Raw genomic sequence first — 16,948 nt, forward strand, 5'->3', positions numbered from 1 at the left:
GCGATCATCATCATCCGCCGCCTGGTCCGGCAGTCCTGGAAGCGCTACCGGTGGGACTCTCGTCCTGCCCGGTGCCCCTGATCCATACGCCGTCCTATCCGCGCGAGCTCTAAGGTCCATGACCTCAGTCCTACTCCTGCACCCGGTTCCCCCGCACCTCGAATCCCAAGGACCTCGAAACCCGCGCACCTCAACCACAACCACTTGAGTGAGTGAGCACTCACTCACTACCATGGTCCGACGTGACCCCCCGCGCCCCCGCCCTGCCGCCCGACCAACGTCGTGCCGAGATCATCCAGGCAGCGCGGCCGATTCTCCTCGAACACGGAGCGGCCCTCACCACGCGACAGGTGGCCGAGGCAGCAGGAATTGCCGAGGGCACCCTCTTCCGTGTCTTCGCCACCAAACAGGACCTGCTCGCTGCCGTCGTGGAGTCGCTGATGGATCCCACCGAGCTGTGCCAGAATCTCGACGAGATCCCGACCCAGGACTCGCTGGAAACTCGCTGCGGCAAGGCTCTGGCGCTCATGCAGGACACGATCCGTCAGATCTCCGCCGTCTTCGCAGCACTGGCGCAGCTTCCACCCGGTGAGCACCCAGCGCACCACCAGCACCACTCGTCCGCCCACGACGAGGGCGACCACCCGTGCTCCGCCAACCACCCACAGCTGCTCGAGGCGGCCCTGGTCCGCCTCCTGGAGCCCGACGCCCATCAACTCACGTGCAGCCCGACGGAGGCCGCATCCCTCCTGCACTCGATGGCCTTCGCCACCGCCCATCCACAGATCCACACCCCCCAGGTGACCGACCCCCATCGGATCGCGACGCTCGTCCTGCGCGGCATCGCACACCGGCCATGAAGCCGGCCCGAGACACTCGTTCCCGAAGCACCCAGCACCCCTAGGAAGACCGTGCTCGTCAAACTCATCAACCGCTACATCCGGCCCTACTGGGGCCTGCTGGCCCTGGTCCTGCTGCTGCAGCTGGTGGCCACCGCCGCGTCGCTGTACCTGCCCAATCTCAATGCCCGCATCATCGACGAGGGCGTCGCCACCGGCGACACCAGCTTCATCTGGAAGCACGGCAGCTGGATGCTGGGCGTCAGCCTGGTGCAGGTGCTCTCCCAGGTGGGTGCCGTCTGGTTCGGCGCGCGCGCCGCGATGGAGTTCGGACGCGACGTCCGCGGCGCCATCTTCCACCGCGTCATGGGCTTCAGCTCCCGCGAACTCAACCACTTCGGTGCGCCGAGCCTGCTGACCCGCACCACGAACGACGTGCAGCAGGTGCAGCAGCTGGTGCTGATGACCTGCGTGATGATGATCAGCGCCCCCATCACCATGGTGGGCGGCGTGATCATGGCCGTGCGCGAGGATCCCGGCATGAGCTGGCTGATCGCCACCGCGGTCGCCGCCCTGGCCATCGGGGTCCTGTTCATCATCTGGCGGGTCACCCCGCTGTTCGGGCAGCAGCAGACCCGCATCGACACCATGAACCGGGTGCTGCGTGAGCAGATCACCGGCATCCGCGTCGTGCGGGCCTTCGTCCGGGAACCCCACGAGGCTGCCCGTTTCGAGCGCGCCAATGCAGACCTGACGCACACCGCGACGATGCTCGGCCGCTACATGTCGTCCATGTTCCCCTTCGTGATGCTCATCATGAATCTGGGCTCGGTGGGCGTGATGTGGTTCGGCGGGCACCGGATCATGGACGGCCAGATCCAGGTGGGCCAGCTGACGGCCTTCCTCACCTACCTGATGCAGATCCTGATGAGCGTGATGATGGCGACGATGATGCTCTTCTTCGTCCCCCGCGCCGCGGTCTGTGCCACTCGCATCATGGAGGTGCTCAACACCGAGAGCACCGTCGTGCCGCCCGCCCGGGGCGTCACCGAGCTGGCGGGCCGCGGGATCCTGACGATGGACCACGTCGAGTTCACCTATCCCGGCGCCGAGGTGCCGGTGCTCTCCGACATCACCTTCGAGCTCACCCCCGGCCAGACCACGGCCATCATCGGCTCGACGGGTTCGGGCAAGTCGACGCTGGTGAACCTGATCCCTCGCCTGTTCGACGCGACGGGCGGACGGGTGCTGGTGGACGGCACCGACGTTCGGGAGATCGACCCCGACACATTGTGGGCCCGGATCGGCCTGGTGCCGCAGAAGCCCTACCTGTTCAGCGGCACCGTCGCCTCCAACCTGCGCTACGGCAAGCCCGACGCCACCGACGAGGAGCTGTGGGCAGCCCTGGAGACCGCCCAGGCGGCCGACTTCGTGCGACGCATGGACGGCCAGCTGGACGCGGAGATCAGCCAGGGTGGCACGAATGTCTCCGGTGGCCAGCGCCAGCGCCTGTCCATCGCCCGCGCACTGGTGAAGAAGCCCTCGATCTATGTCTTCGACGACTCCTTCAGCGCCCTGGACGTGGCCACCGACGCCCGCCTGCGCGCCGCCCTGGGCAGTGAGACCACCGGGGCCGCGGTGCTGATCGTGGCGCAGCGGGTCTCCACCATCCGCGACGCCCACCAGATCCTGGTGCTGGAGGATGGCCGGATCGTCGGACGCGGCACCCATGACGAGCTGCTCGCCAACTGCCCCACCTACCAGGAGATCGTCGACTCCCAGCTGAGCGCCGAGGAGGCCGCATGAGCGCCGAGAAGGACATGACCTCGACAGGCCCTGCCAACGGCCCTTCGCTCCCCCAGCCTGTCGAGGGGACCCTCAATGCCGACCAGGCCGCCGCAGCAGCCGTCGAGAACCAGACCGCACCAGAACGTCCCAAGCATGGCAACGGCCCGCGCGGCCACGGCCCGATGGGGATGGGCGCCACGGTGGAGAAGCCGGTGAACTTCGGGGTCTCCCTGCGACGCCTGCTGGGGCACCTGCGTCCGGAACGCGCCCTGATCGCAGGCGTGGTGGTGATGGCCGCCATTGGAGTGCTCGCGAACGTGGTGGGGCCCAAGATCCTGGGCCGGGCCACCGACGTGATCTTCGCCGGTGTGCTCGGCAAGACACTCGGCGCCCAGGTGCCGGCCGGGACTCCGCTGGCAGTCGTCGTGGAGCGGATGCGCGCCGCCGGCCAGGGTGACATGGCGGACATGGTGCAGACCATGGGAGTGGTCATTGGCCAGGGCATCGACTACGACCGTCTGGGCCGCATCCTGCTGCTGGCGCTGGGGCTGTACATCGGCGCCTCCCTGCTGGGTTTCCTGCAGGGGTGGCTGCTGAACGGCGTCGTGCAGCGCTCCATCTACCGGATGCGCCAGGAGGTCAGCGCCAAGCTGGACCGGCTGCCGCTGAGCTACTTCGACAAGCAGCCCCGCGGCGAGCTGCTGAGCCGGGTCACCAATGACATCGACAATGTGTCGCAGACCCTGCAGCAGACCCTCTCCCAGTTGCTGAACGCCCTGCTGACACTCATTGGCGTGCTGGTGATGATGTTCTGGGTGAGCTGGCAGCTGGCTCTGGTGACCCTGTTGATCATCCCCGTCTCGGGGGTGCTGGCCGGCATCATCGGGAAGCGCTCGCAGAAGTTGTTCGCGCAGATGTGGAAGTCCACCGGTGAGCTCAACGGCCACATCGAGGAGGCCTACTCGGGGCACGCATTGGTCAAGACCTTTGGCCGCCAGCGCGAGGTGGAGGAGGTCTTCGCCCGGCACAATGACGGCCTGTTCCGCAGCACCTTCGGCGCCCAGTTCATCAGCGGCATCATCATGCCGGTCATGTTCTTCGTCGGGAACCTGAACTATGTGGCCATCGCCGTGCTGGGCGGCCTGAAGGTGGCGTCGGGATCGATGCGACTGGGCGATGTGACGGCCTTCATCCAGTACTCGCGGATGTTCACCCAGCCGGTGACGCAGGTGGCCAGCATGAGCAATCTGCTGCAGTCCGGCGTCGCGTCGGCTGAGCGGGTCTTCCAGGTGCTCGACGCCCCGGAGCAGTCTGCCGAGGCCACGGGCAGTCTCCCGTCGCCGCTGCGTGGACGCGTGGTCTTTGACGACGTGAGCTTCCGCTACCTGCCGGACCGTCCGTTGATCGACGGGCTGGACCTGGTGGCCGAACCGGGCCAGACCGTGGCCATCGTCGGGCCGACCGGTGCGGGCAAGACCACACTGGTGAACCTGTTGATGCGCTTCTACGAGCTGCAGGGCGGGCGGATCACCCTGGACGGGGTGGACATCTCCACCGTGCCGCGACGCGAGCTGCGTGACCGCATGGGCATGGTGCTGCAGGACACCTGGCTGTTCGGCGGCACCATCCGAGAGAACATCGCCTATGGGCGGCCCGGAGCCACCGAGGAGGAGATCGTCGCCGCCGCCACCGCCGCCTATGTGGACCGCTTCGTCCACTCGCTGCCAGACGGTTATGACACGGTGATCGACGAGGAGGGGTCCAATGTGTCGGCCGGCGAGAAGCAGCTGATCACGATTGCCCGGGCCTTCCTGAGCGACCCGTCGATGCTGATCCTCGACGAGGCGACCAGCTCCGTGGACACCCGCACGGAGGTGCTGGTGCAGCAGGCCATGACGGCGCTGCGGACCGACCGGACCAGCTTCGTGATCGCGCATCGCCTGAGCACCATCCGCGATGCCGACCTGATCCTGGTGATGGAGGACGGGGCAATCGTGGAGCAGGGCAACCACCACGAGCTGTTGGAGGCCAAGGGGCACTACCACGAGCTCTACCAGGCGCAGTTCGCCGCGCCAGTGGACGCAGCCTGACCGTCGCCGATGGCGGGGTGTGTGGGGGGCAGCGGGAGCCCCCTGCCCCGCCTCGCGTGGGTTTCACCACCCCGCGTGGGATCTGGCCACCCCGACCCCGCGACGCGTGGGATTCATGCATCCGCGACGGGTACACCACACGCGAACGCACCAAACCCACGCGAACGCACGGGGAGACGGGGAGGATGCAGCCAGCGGCGCCCTGCGCGGCGTGTCACCAGGCGCGCGGCGTGTCACCAGGCGCGCGCAGCGCTCACCTCAGTGGCGGTAGCAGCGGGTCTTCACGGGAACCTGCTTGCCACCACTGAGCACGGTGTAGGCCCGCTTGAAGTCATTGCAGCGCTCGCGGTCCTCGCGCGAGCTGGCGGCATACCCGACGTAGCGACTCACGCGGCCCATGTCGAAATTGTCGGCGGCGGCATTGGTCTTGGGGCGGGCCTTGGTCCAGTACCAGGTGGCGATGGCGGCCGAGTGCTGCGGCTTGGCTGCGGCTGCCGGATTGCCCTTCAGGTTCACTCCGATCGCCTTGCCGGCCGCGCCATAGTTCCAGGCTCCGGTCAGCTGGATGTAGCCGCGACCCTTGTAGCGGCTGCGCACGCCCACCTCATTGGCGGCCGGATCCAGCCGGCTCTCATTCACCAGTGTCGCCAGGAAGGCGGCCTGACGCTCGGGCGTCGTGATGCCCGCTTGCCGCATCTCCCTGTTCAGCCGCGGCAGGTTGGCGGCCACTCGGGAATGGGTGGCGACGCGCTTGCCGAACATCTGCTGCAGCTGGGCGTGGGTGACGTCGGCCGGGCCAGCGGAGGCAGCGGGCGACGGGGCGGCAGCGGCAGTGGGAGCAATGGGCAGGCTCAGCCCTGCGACGAGGAAGGCGGCAGCGGCGGCTCCGGCGACGCGCAGCGGGCGGGTGGGGGTGGTGGTCATGGTGGAATCTCTCCGGGTGGGGCGGGGGATGGTGCAATGGTTCGCGACCGGAGACCGAACACGCCCCATGAGGCACCAGTAATTCTTCACATCAAGAGAACCAAGCATTGCATGAGCAAGCCCTGAGAGCGAAACTCAGACAATTCTCAGTATGACGGGAGACCGCATGACCATCCACGCCGAGCATCCCTTCATGGACCCCGATCGAGAGGCTGCCCGCCAGCTCCGGGGGCGCCTGGGCGGACGGGTGACCCTGCTCACCACGGGTGAGGGTCGACGCCGGGCCGGACTGACCGTCAGCTCCCTGCTCGTCGTCGACGGCCCACAATGGCGCACCCTGGCGCTGGCCGATCCCGACGCCGACTTCACGGACCGCGTCGAGGAGACCGGACGAGCCGTCGTGCACTTCCTCGACGACGGGCAGCAGTACCTGGCCGACGCCTTCGCGGGCCGCGCCCCGGCCCCGGGAGGCCCCTTCACCCTGGCCACCTGGACACAGACCGCGGCAGGACCACGACTGTCCGACAGCCAGAACTGGGCGGAGCTCACCCTGGAGAGCGCCGATGATCTGGGCTGGTCACGCCAGCTGGTGTTCACCGTTGACCACGCCACGGCAGGCGAGGACGAGAGCCCGCTGCATCACATCAGGGGCCGCTACCGAAACATCTCCAAGTGACCTACCACACCAAAGGAAGCTTTGCAGGCAAGAGAAAATCCCCCAATTTGTGAGAAAAGTCAAATGACGGACCCCGACAAAAAGACGTGAACCAGCAAGGACAAACTGCATGGGCGTGAAATTTTCCGGACGTCGAAAATTCCACGTGGAGCCCCACGAAAAACCACATCGATTCACATCAGGAGAAATCTCCCGACCAGCAGAAATAACGGCCCACCAGCCCGGATCCCAACCCCACAGGAAATCACAGTCGATGACTGGACCCATCACCACACCGGACGCGGCCGCAGCCCCGGCCCCGCGCACGTGCCAGCCGCCGGGTTCGAGCACCTTCGGCCCGCCGCGCGAGCCGTCAGCGCCGGAGCGGGCCCGGCCGACGACGCCCCTCGAGCTCGACGCTCAGCGCCCGTCCAGCGCCGCGCGCACCGCTGCGCGCTGCCCGTCGTCCATCATGGCCACGAGCCGCTCCAACACCTCGGAGCGCGAGTCCCCCGCCTCCGCATAGGCGTCGACGATTTGGCCCACGACAAGGTCAGACCGCGTCTGGGCGGCCTGGTAGAGCCAGGCACGGCCATCGCGTTCGCGGCTCACCACGCCCTTCTTGGCCAACCGGTCGAGCACCGTCATGACGGTGGTGTAGGCCAGCGTCCGCTCATTCAGCAAACCCTCATGCACTGACCGCACGGAGACGGGATTCCCTTGCTCCCAAAGGTTCTCCATGATCCGCAGTTCGAGCTCGCCCAGAATCGCCATGCGCACATGGTATCTGCCAGACAGCACAGGAATGGATACCCACGACCTTTGGTAGTAGCGTCCGCCTCATGGACGCTCAAATCATTGCCCGATGGCAATTCGGGATCACGACCGTCTACCACTTCCTCTTCGTCCCGCTGACGATTTCACTGTCGATGCTCGTCGCGGTACTCCAGACCATTTGGTACAAGACGGGAAATGACAACTTCCTGAGGCTCACCAAGTTCTTCGGAAAGCTGTTCTTGATCAACATCGCCGCCGGTGTGGTCACCGGCATCGTGCAGGAGTTCCAGTTCGGCATGAACTGGAGCGAGTACTCCCGATTCGTCGGCGACGTCTTCGGCGCCCCGCTGGCGCTGGAGGCCCTGCTGGCCTTCTTCCTGGAGTCAACCTTCATCGGCCTGTGGATCTTCGGCTGGGATCGCCTGCCCAAGAAGCTGCACCTGATGACCATCTACCTCACCGCCATCGGCACCATGCTGAGCGCGGTCTTCATCCTGGCCGCCAACAGCTGGATGCAGAATCCCGTCGGCGCGGTCTTCCGCAATGGTCGGGCAGAGCTGACCGACTTCGGCGCCCTGCTCACCAACCCCGTCTTCCTGGCAACCTTCCCGCACCAGCTCAGCGCCGCCTACATGGTGGGCGGTGGACTGGTGGCTGGCCTGTCCGGCTGGCACCTGGCGCGGCTCAACAAGGCCCGCAAGGAGACGCCCGAGGGCCAGGACCTTCGCTACACCGGCACTTCCGTGAAGGCTGAGCACGTGGAGCGCGACATCACCACTTGGCGCTGGTCGGCCAAGTTCGGCGCCTGGGTGCTGCTGGTTGCCTCGATCTTCGTCATGGGTTCCGGTGACATCCAGGGCAAGGTGATGACCGAGGTGCAGCCCATGAAGATGGCGGCGGCCGAGGCGCACTACCACACCAGCGACAGCCCGGACTTCTCCGTGGTGACGATCGGCTCCCTCGACGGCACGGAAGAGGTCTGGAGCCTCAAGGTGCCCAAGCTGCTCAGTTTCCTGGCCCACGGCAACTTCGACTCGCAGGTGCAGGGCATCAATGATCTCGTCGAGCAGTACGACGAACAGGGCTTCCTGCGCGACGACGGCAGCCAGACCGAACTGCAGAAGCAGTACGCCGAGGTGCTGAAGACGGTTCCCGTGAACGCGATGCCCAATGTGATCGCCGCCTACTGGACCTTCCGGATCATGATGGGCCTGGGCTTCGCCGGCATGGGCATCGCGGCGTGGATCCTGTGGGTGCTGCGCAAGGGCCGCAACCCAATGCCGAGCAGGCTGTGGATGAGCGCCATGGTGGCCCTGCCCCTGCTGCCGGTCTTCGCCAACTCCTTCGGCTGGATCTTCACCGAGATGGGTCGCCAGCCGTGGATCGTCGCGGGTGTGATGCCCACCTGGACGGCAGTCTCCCCGTCGGTCAGCGCCGGCGAGGCACTGGCGACGATGCTGCTGTTCACCCTGATCTACGGAGCGCTCGCCGTCGTCGAGGTGGGGCTGATCCTCAAGTGGAACCGGGCAGGTCTGCCCGAGGTGGAACCCGTCGAGATCGTGGAGGACGAGGATGCCCCCTTGTCCTTCGCGTACTGAGGAAGGTGACCTGCGTTGACTCCCCTGCATGCTGATCCGACCACGCTCCAGATCGTCTGGTTCTGGCTCTCGGCCGTGCTCTGGCTCGGCTACTTCTTCCTGGAGGGCTTCGACTACGGCGTCGCCATGCTCTTCCCGGTCCTGGGCAGGGACGAGGACGAGCGTCGCGTGATGATCAACACCATCGGTCCGGTCTGGGACGGCAACGAGGTGTGGCTGCTCACCGCGGGCGGCGCCATGTTCGCCGCCTTCCCCGGCTGGTACGCGACGCTGTTCAGCGGCCTCTACCTGCCGCTCTTCCTGGTTCTGGTGGGCCTGATCATCCGGGGCATCGCCTTCGAGTACCGCGCCAAGCGTGAGAGCACCGAGTGGAAGCGCACGCTCGACTGGTGCGCCACCATCGGTTCCTTCCTGCCCGCGCTGGTCTTCGGCGTCGGCTTCGCCAACTTCGTCAAGGGCATCAGGGTGGGCTCCGACGTGCTGGTGGCGCAGGGCTTCTGGAGCCTGTTCAATCCCTTCGCGCTGCTGGGCGGCGTGCTGTTCGTGGCGCTCTTCCTGAGCCACGGCGCCGTCTTCATCGCACTCAAGACCAAGGGCGCGATCCGCACCAAGGCCAACCGTTTCGCCCTGAAGTCGACGCTGGTCACCGCCGCCCTGATGGCCGTCTTCGTGGTCTGGCAGAACGTAGCCTGGCCCGCCGACGAGAGCTCCTGGTTGGGCCGCGCAGCGCTGGTGCTGTGCTGGGCGTCGGGCCTGTTGGCCGTGATCGCCCTGCTGGTCTCCACCGTCATGGTGAAGAAGGATCGCGACGGCTGGGCCTTCGTGGCCACCGGTCTGGCCATCGCATTCCTGGTGGTGGACATCTTTGCCAAGATGTACGGCAACCTGGGCTTCGTCAGTCTGGATCCGGCAAATCCGCTGGACATGACGACGGCGGCCAGCTCGCCCTACACGCTGAAGATCATGACCATCGCCGCGGCGGCCGCCGTACCGGTGGTGCTGGGCTACCAGGCGTGGAGCTACTGGGTCTTCCGCAAGCGTCTGAGCACGAAGAACCTGCCCGTCACCAGCCACCCGTCCACCCCGCGACGCGCTGCGCCGCAGGTCGGTTGACGAGACGCCGGCATGGCGGGACCCATCGATCGTCGCCTCATGCGGCGTGGCAGGGCGACCAGGACCTTCCTGGTCGCCCTTGCCGTGGTGGGTGTGGTGCAGGCCGTCGCCATCTGCCTGCAGGCGCGCTACCTGGCCACGGCTCTCTCCCACGTCTTCGCCACCCACACCACCGTTGGCCTGGCTGGCTGGATCGGGGTGCTCGCGGCCATCTTCACGCTGCGTGCGGCACTGGCGTGGCTGAACAGCACGCTCGCCCACCACGCGTCGGCCGCGGTGAAGGCCGGTCTACGACGTGACCTGGTGCGCGCACGTCTGGCACACCCACAGGATCCGTCGATGTCCTCGTCCACGCTGGTGACGCTCGCCACGCAGGGCCTCGACGCGCTGGACGGCTACTACTCCAAGTACCTTCCCCAACTCGTGCTGGCGGTGATCGTGCCGATCACCGTGGTGGGGGTCGTGCTCACCCAGGACGTGGCCAGCGCCTTGATCATCGGACTCACGCTGCCCTTGATCCCGGTCTTCATGGTGCTGATCGGTTGGACCACCCAGAAGCAGGTGGAACGACGCTGGAAGGTGCAGACGCGGTTGGCGAACCACTTCGCAGATCTGGTGACCGGCCTGGCCACCCTGCAGGTCTTCGGCCGGGCCCGGGGCCAGCGCGAGGGGCTGCGGCTCACGGAGGCCCGCCATCGCGACGAGACGATGCGGACGCTCAGGGTGAGCTTCCTGAGCTCTTTCGCCCTGGAGCTGGTCTCGACCCTCAGCGTCGCCGTGGTGGCGGTGACGGTGGGCTTCCGCGTGGTCTTCGGCCACATGGAGCTGCAGCCTGCCCTGTTCATCCTGGTGTTGGCGCCCGAGGCCTATCTGCCGCTGCGCCAGGTGGGGACGCACTACCACGACGCGGCCGACGGGATGGCTGCTGCTGACCAGGCCCTGTCCTGGATCGAGGGAGCGGGAGTTGACGCGGCCGAGGCGCCCGCAGCGGACGGCAGCACCCTCGCGGCCCATCGGGGCTCCACGCCTGCGCAGCCCGCGGTCCGTGGTGTCCGTCCGACCGTGCAGATCGAGGGCCTGAGCCACACCTGGCCAGGAGCCGCGGAGCCCGTGCTGGACCAGCTGGACCTGCAGCTCACCCCCGGCGAGGTCGTCGCGATCCAGGGCCCCTCAGGTGGGGGCAAGTCGACCCTGCTGGCCGTGCTGATGGGCTTCCTGCACCCCGACGAGGGCCGTGTGCTCGTGGACGGGGAGGACATTGCGCAGGACCTCCCGGCCTGGCGTCGGCGCGTCGCCTGGGTGGGGCAGGAACCGTCGATGCCGGAGGCCACGATCGCTGCGAACATCGCGATGGGCAGCGCCACTGCGGTGCGTGAAGAGGAGCTGCGCGCGGTGCTGGACCTGGCCGGGGGCCAGCTGCTGGAGCTGGAACGGCCGGTGGGTGACGACGCGGAGGGACTGTCGGCCGGGGAACTGCGTCGGGTGGCCATCGCCCGGGCTCTCCTGCGCATCCGGCACGACGGGGCTTCGCTGTTGGTGATGGACGAACCCACCGCCGGGCTGGACGCGGACGCCGAGGCCGCCGTGCTGCGGGCGGTCCGCAGCAGTGGAGCGGGGGCGCTGGTGGTCAGCCACCGCCCGGCCGTCCTGGCGATGGCGGACCGGGTGGTCACCGTCGAGGCCGGTCACGCACGGCAGGGGGTGGCCCGGTGAGCAGGCCCGCCGATCCCACCGTCCGCCTGGTCCGCGACCTGCTGCGCAGCGTGCCGCAGGGCCGCCGACGGATGGTGCGTTCCACCCTCTTGGCCGCCACCACGTCGGCTGCCTCCGTGGCTCTGATGGCCGTCTCCGCGTGGTTGTTGAGCCGCGCGGCAGAGCACCCGCCCGTGTTGTACCTGGAGGTGGCCGCCGTCGGCGTGCGCTTCTTCGGCATCCTGCGGGGCGTCTCCCGCTACGGCGAACGGCTGGTGGGCCATGACCTGGCGCTGCGCATGCAGGGGGCGCTGCGGCTGCGCGCCTATGACCACCTGAGCCGCACCACCCTGCTGGGGCGCAGCCGCGGCGATCTGCTCACCCGGGTGATTGCCGATGTGGAGGCCATCCAGGACCTGGTGGTGCGTGTGGCCATTCCGCTGTGTTCCGCCTCGCTGGTGATGTTCGCGACGTCGGTGGCCATGGCCTTCTTCAGCCCGGCAGCGGCGGTGGTGCTGCTGGGCACCGCCCTGTTGGCCGGTGTGCTGCTGCCCTGGGCCAGTCAGTCTCTGAGCCGACGGGCCGACGAGCGGGCGGTCACCGCGCGGGCGGAACTGGCCCAGGTGCTCGACGAGGTCTCGCACGGCGCCGTGGACCTGGTGGCCTATGGCCTGCAGGACCGGGCCCTGGCCCGCCAGGAGGTGCTGCAGGAACAGCTGGAGGCGGCGGACCGCCGGGCGGCCTGGACCCGGGGCCTCGGGACCGCGGGCCAGGTGCTGGCCAGCGCTCTGGCGGTGCTCTCCGCGCTCTGGATCGGCGGTCAGGCGGTGGCCGACGGGGAACTGTTGGGCCGCAACCTGGCGGTGCTGGTGCTCACTCCCCTGGCCTTGCACGAGGTGCTGTCCACCTTCACCCAGGCCGCACAGACCCACACCCGGGCGCGCACCTCGATCTCCCGGGTGGCGGCGCTGCTCGACGAGGAGGTCGTCGGTCAGGGTGATCGGCCGGAGGCCAAATCCACTGATCATCCCGGTCTGGAGCTGGACTCCGTGGCGATTGGCTGGCCCGGTGGGGAGATCCTGACCGAAGGACTGTCCTTCCGGATTGGGTCAGGTGACCGGCTGGCCGTCGTCGGACCGTCGGGCTCCGGCAAGACCACTCTGGCTGCCACAGTGATGGGACTGATCCCGCCCCGTGCCGGCACCATCACCAGCCGGGGCCAGATCTGCTACCTCGCTCAGGACGCGCACGTCTTTGCCACCACGCTGGCCGAGAATGTCCGGATCGGGAACAAGGATGCCTCGGACGATGAGGTGGCCGAGGCCCTGCGTCGGGCCGGGCTGCCGCTCGACCCGGGGCGCAGGGTGGGTGAACAGGGTGCGACGCTCAGCGGCGGGGAGATTCGTCGGTTGGCGCTGGCCCGGGTCCTGGTGGGCCAGGCCGACGGCGTCGGTCAGGTCTTCCTGTTGGACGAGCCCACCGAGCACCTTGACCGGGAGACGGCGGATGCACTGATGGCGGATCTGTGGGAGGCAGTGGGCGATTCACCTGCGGTGGTGGTGACGCACGACCCGGTGCTGCGCCAGCAGTGCTCGCAGCTGCTGCGCATGTGACCCGCCAGCAGTGCTCGCAGCTGCTGCGCATGAATCCCCTGCCAAGGATTCCCTTCCAGCCAAGGGAAGGGTGAGGATTCCCTTCCAGCCACGGGAAGGGTGAGGATTACCGCCCTTCAGGGTGATCCGACGGGTGACACGAACAGCGTTGGCGGATAACCTGATCGATGCAGGGATGCGCAACGCGTCCCCCGCGCGAGCGCACAGCGCAACCACATCTCGTGCGCACGGCGCAACCACAACTCGTGCGCAGAGCGCAACCACATCTCGACAGATCGGGGACTGCAGATGAGCGATGCAAGCCTGCTGGCTCCCTGCCCTGCAGATCCGAATGCACTCGGGGTCCCCACCCGACTTCTGGTTGTGCTGGACCGACTGCTGCGCGGCCGGGTGGCGGTGGTCTCCGGCCCCGCTGGACACGGCAAGCTCGCGCTGGTCCAGACCTGGCTGAACCACCATCCGGAACTCGACGTGCACTGGCTCGAGGAGCCTTCGGACCTGGCCGCCGCCGAGAGATCGCTCGAGCATCCCGCAAAGCGCAAAAGCGTCTTGGTGGTGAGCTCGCGAAAGCTCGTCCAGGATCACGACTTCGTCACCCAACTCCTGGACCTCGCGGAGCGGGAGCCGTCGGTCCGTGTGGTCTTCGTGGGGCGGACACGCCCCGACGCACCGCTGGGCTCACTCGCCGCCCGAGCCCTGCTCGTCGACGTCGACGGTGATGCCCTCGCCTACACCAATGCCGAAGTGGCCGAGCTCCTGCAGCACGCCAACACGGACCTGGCTCCCGGGGTGCTGGAGAAGGTCATGGACTACATCCAGGGGTGGCCCGCCATCGCCCGGATGCTGAGCCACGAACCCATCAGCTGGTCGCACACGGCCAAGGTCACCCGGCTGGCGGACAGCTATGTGGAGGACGAGGTGCTGCGCGACCTCTCGCCAGATGACGTCGAGATGCTCCAGGAGTTGTCTCCCCTGACCACCCTGGACCCGCTGGCGGCGGCGTGGATGACTGGCCGGGGCGACGCCGCAGCGCAGCTGAGCCGCCTGCAGGCCCACGGAGTCCCGATCAGTTGGGATGACGCCAACACGATCCGGTTGAACCCGGTGCTGCGGGGCTTTCTGGGCCGGCAGATGGCCAAGCATTCGCCGGAGATCTGGGCGCGACTCAACGAGCGCGCGGCACTGTGGCTGCGCAATCGCAACCGCCAGTTCGAGGCCATCGAGTTGGCCATGACGTCGGCACAGCCGGGGCTGGCCTGGATGCTGGCCGGGGAGTACCTGACCTCCGCCACCCATCGGCCGGAATTGCGCGAGTGCCTGTCCCACTTCTCTGAGATTTTGCCTCCCGGCTGGGATCGGGACATCTGCCTGCATGTGGCCCGCGGACTGGGTACGCCCCAGGCGATGCTGGCCCAGATCGATGCGCTGCACATGAGGCTGGAAAGCCCGGAGAATGACACCGCGCGCTTCGGCTATTCCGCGTTGGTGCTCTCGATGGCCCGAAGCCTGGGCTATCCGAAGGACCTGGACCTGACCCCGGCCCTGCAGATGGCGACGGGGGTGGATCCAGACCAGGTGCACGAGCTGGACAAGGCACTGCTCAGTGCCATGCACACCGAGCACGGCCTGTGGCTGCTCCACCACGGCCATCCGGCCCGGGCGGAGGAGACACTGCTGGCTGGGCTCGGACTGGCCCGCGTCATGAATGTCCCCTGGGCGACGGTCACCACGCTGTCCACCTTGGCCTTCCTGACGGCCGAGCGAGGCGACGTCGCGAGCGCCGTCCGCCTGGCGGAGGATGCCGTCACCGCCTGCGCCGAGACCGTCTTCGACACCGACGCGCTGGACGAGTTCGCCCTGCTGGCCCGTGCCGTGACCGCCATCGACACGGGCGACATGGAGGCAGCTGGCCAGTGGCTGGGGCAGATCGCCCGGCGCCGAGACCGACTGACGGAGAATGACGCCATCCGCACCTATGTGCAGGCCCTCTTCGAGGTGAACAACGGCAACTCGTCGGCCGCTCGTCGCCTGGTGGAGGCCTATCGAGACCAGCCCCGGACCTCGTCGACCGTCACGCATCGGCTGCTGGTCAGCCTGGCGGCCTTTGACGCGGCGATCGCTCAGAACGACGTCGACGTGGCGACGGAGGAGTTCGAGCGGATCCAAGAGCTCCATCTTCCGCCCGAGGCCACCGGTGAGGTGGTGCTGGAAGCGCGGTTGGCCCTGGCCCGGGGCGACTCGCGCACTGCCCATGCGCTCCTGGCGCCCTTGGTGGAAACCGATGGTCCGCCGTTCGAGCACGCCAAGCACACCCTGTACATGCTCATGATCTTCGGGGTGGCGGCAGACAACCTGAATCGGGCGGACGAGGCGCTGCGTGCCTTCCAGCGGGCCGGGGTGCTGGCCGATCGACTCGGTCTGAACACCCCCAATGCCCTGCACACAAGGGTGGCCGTCGCCAGCCGTCGGGACGTGCCCCTGACCGAGGCCGAGCGCCATGTCCTGGCCCAGCTTGATTCCGGCAAGACCCTGAGCGAGACCGCAGAGGAGCTGTTCATCTCCCTCAATACCCTCAAGACGCACTTGCGACGGATCTACAAGAAGCTGGGCGTCGCCAATCGCGAGGAGGCCATCGACCGCGCCCAGGTGATGGGTCTGCGCGGCTGATCCAGCTGAACACCTGCTTTGCTTCGGCACGAACCGTGGAAAACAACTACACGACGTCGTAGACTCGCCCAAAGTACTCGACCCACAAGGACGTGGGGAAAAGGGGAAGTCATGAAGGCTGTCCAGTACCGCAAAATCGGCTCCGCACCCGAGGTCGTCGAGGTGGAGGACCCCAAGGCACCACCAGGCGGAATGGTGCTGGAGGTCACCGCCTCCGGCCTGTGCCATTCCGACGAGTTCGTGATGTCGCTCGACGAGAAGACCTTCGCCACCTATGGCTATGACCTGCCCATGACCCTGGGCCACGAGACGGCAGGCCGCGTCGTGGAGCTCGGGGCTGGGACCACCGGTGTCGAGGTGGGTGACAATGTCCTGGTCTATGGATGCTGGGGCTGCGGCGTGTGCGACATGTGCGCCCGAGGCAACGAGAACCACTGTCGCCGTGGCATGATCTCCCCGGGTTTCGGCGCCCCGGGAGGCATGGCCGAGTACATCCCGGTGGACAGCGTCATGCACATTGTCCCGATCGGAGACCTGGACCCGATCAAGATGGCTCCGTTGAATGACGCCGGCCTGACCCCGTATGCCGCCATCAAGCGCAATCTGCACCGGCTGCGCGCCGGATCCACCGCCGTCGTGATCGGCGCTGGCGGCCTGGGGCATGTCGCCATCCAGTTGCTGCGCCGCATGTCCGACGCCCAGGTGATCGCCCTGGACCTGCCCGGCCCCAAGCTGGCCTTTGCCAAGGAGGTGGGCGCACACCACGCACTGGTTTCTGAGAAGGCCGCTGCGGAGAAGGTGAAGGAGCTCACGCAGGGGCACGGCGCGGACCTGGTGCTCGACTTCGTCGCCGGTGGCCCGACGCCGGAACTGGCCATCGCCTGTGGCGGCATGCAGTCGGCCGTCGTCTTCATCGGCGCAGGCAATGGCCACGCCAAGGTGGGCTTCGGCATCACCCCCTGGGAGATGTCGGTTTCGAACTCGCTGTGGGGTTCCCGCCTGGAGCTGATGGAGCTGGTACAGATGGCCCATCGACAGCCGTTGGAGATCCGCACCACGCCCTTCCCGCTGGATCTGGCCCCCATGGCCTATCGGATGCTCCACGAGCGCAAGATCGACGGACGCGCGGTCGTCGTGCCCTGATGGCGCAGCCGCGGTGGGGCGGCGCCACGGACGCCTCCCCACCCGGCCC

General features: G+C 67.5%; 12 protein-coding genes. 10 read left to right on the top strand and 2 right to left on the bottom strand.

Annotated elements, in window-relative coordinates; all coding sequences use genetic code 11:
• Positions 1 to 242: 242 nt before the first annotated feature.
• The 3 genes from ACTQ49_RS13365 to ACTQ49_RS13375 are packed head-to-tail and all read left to right on the top strand — an operon-like array spanning position 243 to position 4,717.
• Positions 243 to 860: a TetR/AcrR family transcriptional regulator gene (locus ACTQ49_RS13365; protein WP_441828333.1), complete on the top strand. Its 618-nt coding sequence runs from the start codon at positions 243 to 245 to the stop codon at positions 858 to 860.
• Positions 861 to 911: 51 nt separating this feature from the next.
• A complete protein-coding gene (locus ACTQ49_RS13370) occupies positions 912 to 2,645 on the top strand; it encodes an ABC transporter ATP-binding protein (RefSeq protein ID WP_441828334.1) in 1,734 nt (577 codons plus the stop codon).
• The gene (locus ACTQ49_RS13375; protein ID WP_441828335.1) at positions 2,642 to 4,717 is read left to right on the top strand and encodes an ABC transporter ATP-binding protein; all 2,076 of its coding nucleotides are present in this window, start codon (positions 2,642 to 2,644) and stop codon (positions 4,715 to 4,717) included. Before ACTQ49_RS13370 ends, ACTQ49_RS13375 begins: the two co-directional genes overlap by 4 nt.
• 258 nt (positions 4,718 to 4,975) lie before the next feature.
• Here the strand turns inward: ACTQ49_RS13375 and ACTQ49_RS13380 are convergent, their stop codons facing one another.
• Positions 4,976 to 5,641: a glycoside hydrolase family 19 protein gene (locus ACTQ49_RS13380; RefSeq protein ID WP_441828336.1), complete on the bottom strand. Its 666-nt coding sequence runs from the start codon at positions 5,639 to 5,641 to the stop codon at positions 4,976 to 4,978.
• Between the two features lie 151 nt (positions 5,642 to 5,792).
• On the opposite strand from ACTQ49_RS13380, the gene ACTQ49_RS13385 reads away from it, so the two are divergent.
• On the top strand, positions 5,793 to 6,317 hold the full coding sequence (locus ACTQ49_RS13385; RefSeq protein WP_441828337.1) for a flavin reductase family protein: 525 nt from the start codon (positions 5,793 to 5,795) through the stop codon (positions 6,315 to 6,317).
• A gap of 399 nt (positions 6,318 to 6,716) precedes the next feature.
• Here ACTQ49_RS13385 and ACTQ49_RS13390 read toward each other — a convergent pair whose 3' ends face one another.
• Positions 6,717 to 7,070: a BlaI/MecI/CopY family transcriptional regulator gene (locus ACTQ49_RS13390; protein ID WP_441828338.1), complete on the bottom strand. Its 354-nt coding sequence runs from the start codon at positions 7,068 to 7,070 to the stop codon at positions 6,717 to 6,719.
• 68 nt (positions 7,071 to 7,138) lie between these two features.
• Here ACTQ49_RS13390 and ACTQ49_RS13395 point away from each other — a divergent pair, with 68 nt between their 5' ends.
• The 6 genes from ACTQ49_RS13395 to ACTQ49_RS13420 all read left to right on the top strand — a co-directional run bounded on the left by ACTQ49_RS13395 (position 7,139) and on the right by ACTQ49_RS13420 (position 16,899).
• Complete coding sequence (locus tag ACTQ49_RS13395) at positions 7,139 to 8,671, top strand: cytochrome ubiquinol oxidase subunit I (protein ID WP_441828339.1); 1,533 nt, start codon at positions 7,139 to 7,141, stop codon at positions 8,669 to 8,671.
• Positions 8,672 to 8,686: 15 nt separating this feature from the next.
• On the top strand, positions 8,687 to 9,784 hold the full coding sequence (gene cydB, locus ACTQ49_RS13400; protein ID WP_441828340.1) for a cytochrome d ubiquinol oxidase subunit II: 1,098 nt from the start codon (positions 8,687 to 8,689) through the stop codon (positions 9,782 to 9,784).
• Between the two features lie 39 nt (positions 9,785 to 9,823).
• Entirely contained in the window at positions 9,824 to 11,497 is a 1,674-nt protein-coding gene (gene cydD, locus ACTQ49_RS13405) for a thiol reductant ABC exporter subunit CydD (protein WP_441828353.1), read from the top strand.
• Positions 11,494 to 13,089, top strand: coding sequence for a thiol reductant ABC exporter subunit CydC (cydC, locus tag ACTQ49_RS13410; protein ID WP_441828341.1), 1,596 nt, complete (start codon positions 11,494 to 11,496; stop codon positions 13,087 to 13,089). The genes cydD and cydC overlap by 4 nt, the downstream gene beginning before the upstream one ends.
• Positions 13,090 to 13,377: 288 nt before the next feature.
• The gene (locus ACTQ49_RS13415) at positions 13,378 to 15,756 is read left to right on the top strand and encodes a helix-turn-helix transcriptional regulator (RefSeq protein WP_441828342.1); all 2,379 of its coding nucleotides are present in this window, start codon (positions 13,378 to 13,380) and stop codon (positions 15,754 to 15,756) included.
• A 111-nt stretch (positions 15,757 to 15,867) separates the two neighbouring features.
• Positions 15,868 to 16,899, top strand: coding sequence for an NAD(P)-dependent alcohol dehydrogenase (locus tag ACTQ49_RS13420; protein WP_441828343.1), 1,032 nt, complete (start codon positions 15,868 to 15,870; stop codon positions 16,897 to 16,899).
• Positions 16,900 to 16,948: the final 49 nt, after the last annotated feature.

Origin of the sequence: Luteococcus sp. Sow4_B9 (assembly GCF_052116585.1) — a bacterium.
In the GTDB taxonomy this organism is placed as follows: Bacteria; Actinomycetota; Actinomycetes; order Propionibacteriales; family Propionibacteriaceae; genus Luteococcus.

Coding starts and splice junctions, on each gene's coding strand:
- cydD (WP_441828353.1), top strand. CDS start 9,824: ATGCGGCGTGGCAGGGCGACCAGGACCTTCCTGGTCGCCCTTGCCGTG.
- ACTQ49_RS13375 (WP_441828335.1), top strand. CDS start 2,642: ATGAGCGCCGAGAAGGACATGACCTCGACAGGCCCTGCCAACGGCCCT.
- ACTQ49_RS13420 (WP_441828343.1), top strand. CDS start 15,868: ATGAAGGCTGTCCAGTACCGCAAAATCGGCTCCGCACCCGAGGTCGTC.
- ACTQ49_RS13390 (WP_441828338.1), bottom strand. CDS start 7,070: ATGGCGATTCTGGGCGAGCTCGAACTGCGGATCATGGAGAACCTTTGG.
- ACTQ49_RS13385 (WP_441828337.1), top strand. CDS start 5,793: ATGACGGGAGACCGCATGACCATCCACGCCGAGCATCCCTTCATGGAC.
- ACTQ49_RS13395 (WP_441828339.1), top strand. CDS start 7,139: ATGGACGCTCAAATCATTGCCCGATGGCAATTCGGGATCACGACCGTC.
- ACTQ49_RS13415 (WP_441828342.1), top strand. CDS start 13,378: ATGAGCGATGCAAGCCTGCTGGCTCCCTGCCCTGCAGATCCGAATGCA.
- ACTQ49_RS13380 (WP_441828336.1), bottom strand. CDS start 5,641: ATGACCACCACCCCCACCCGCCCGCTGCGCGTCGCCGGAGCCGCCGCT.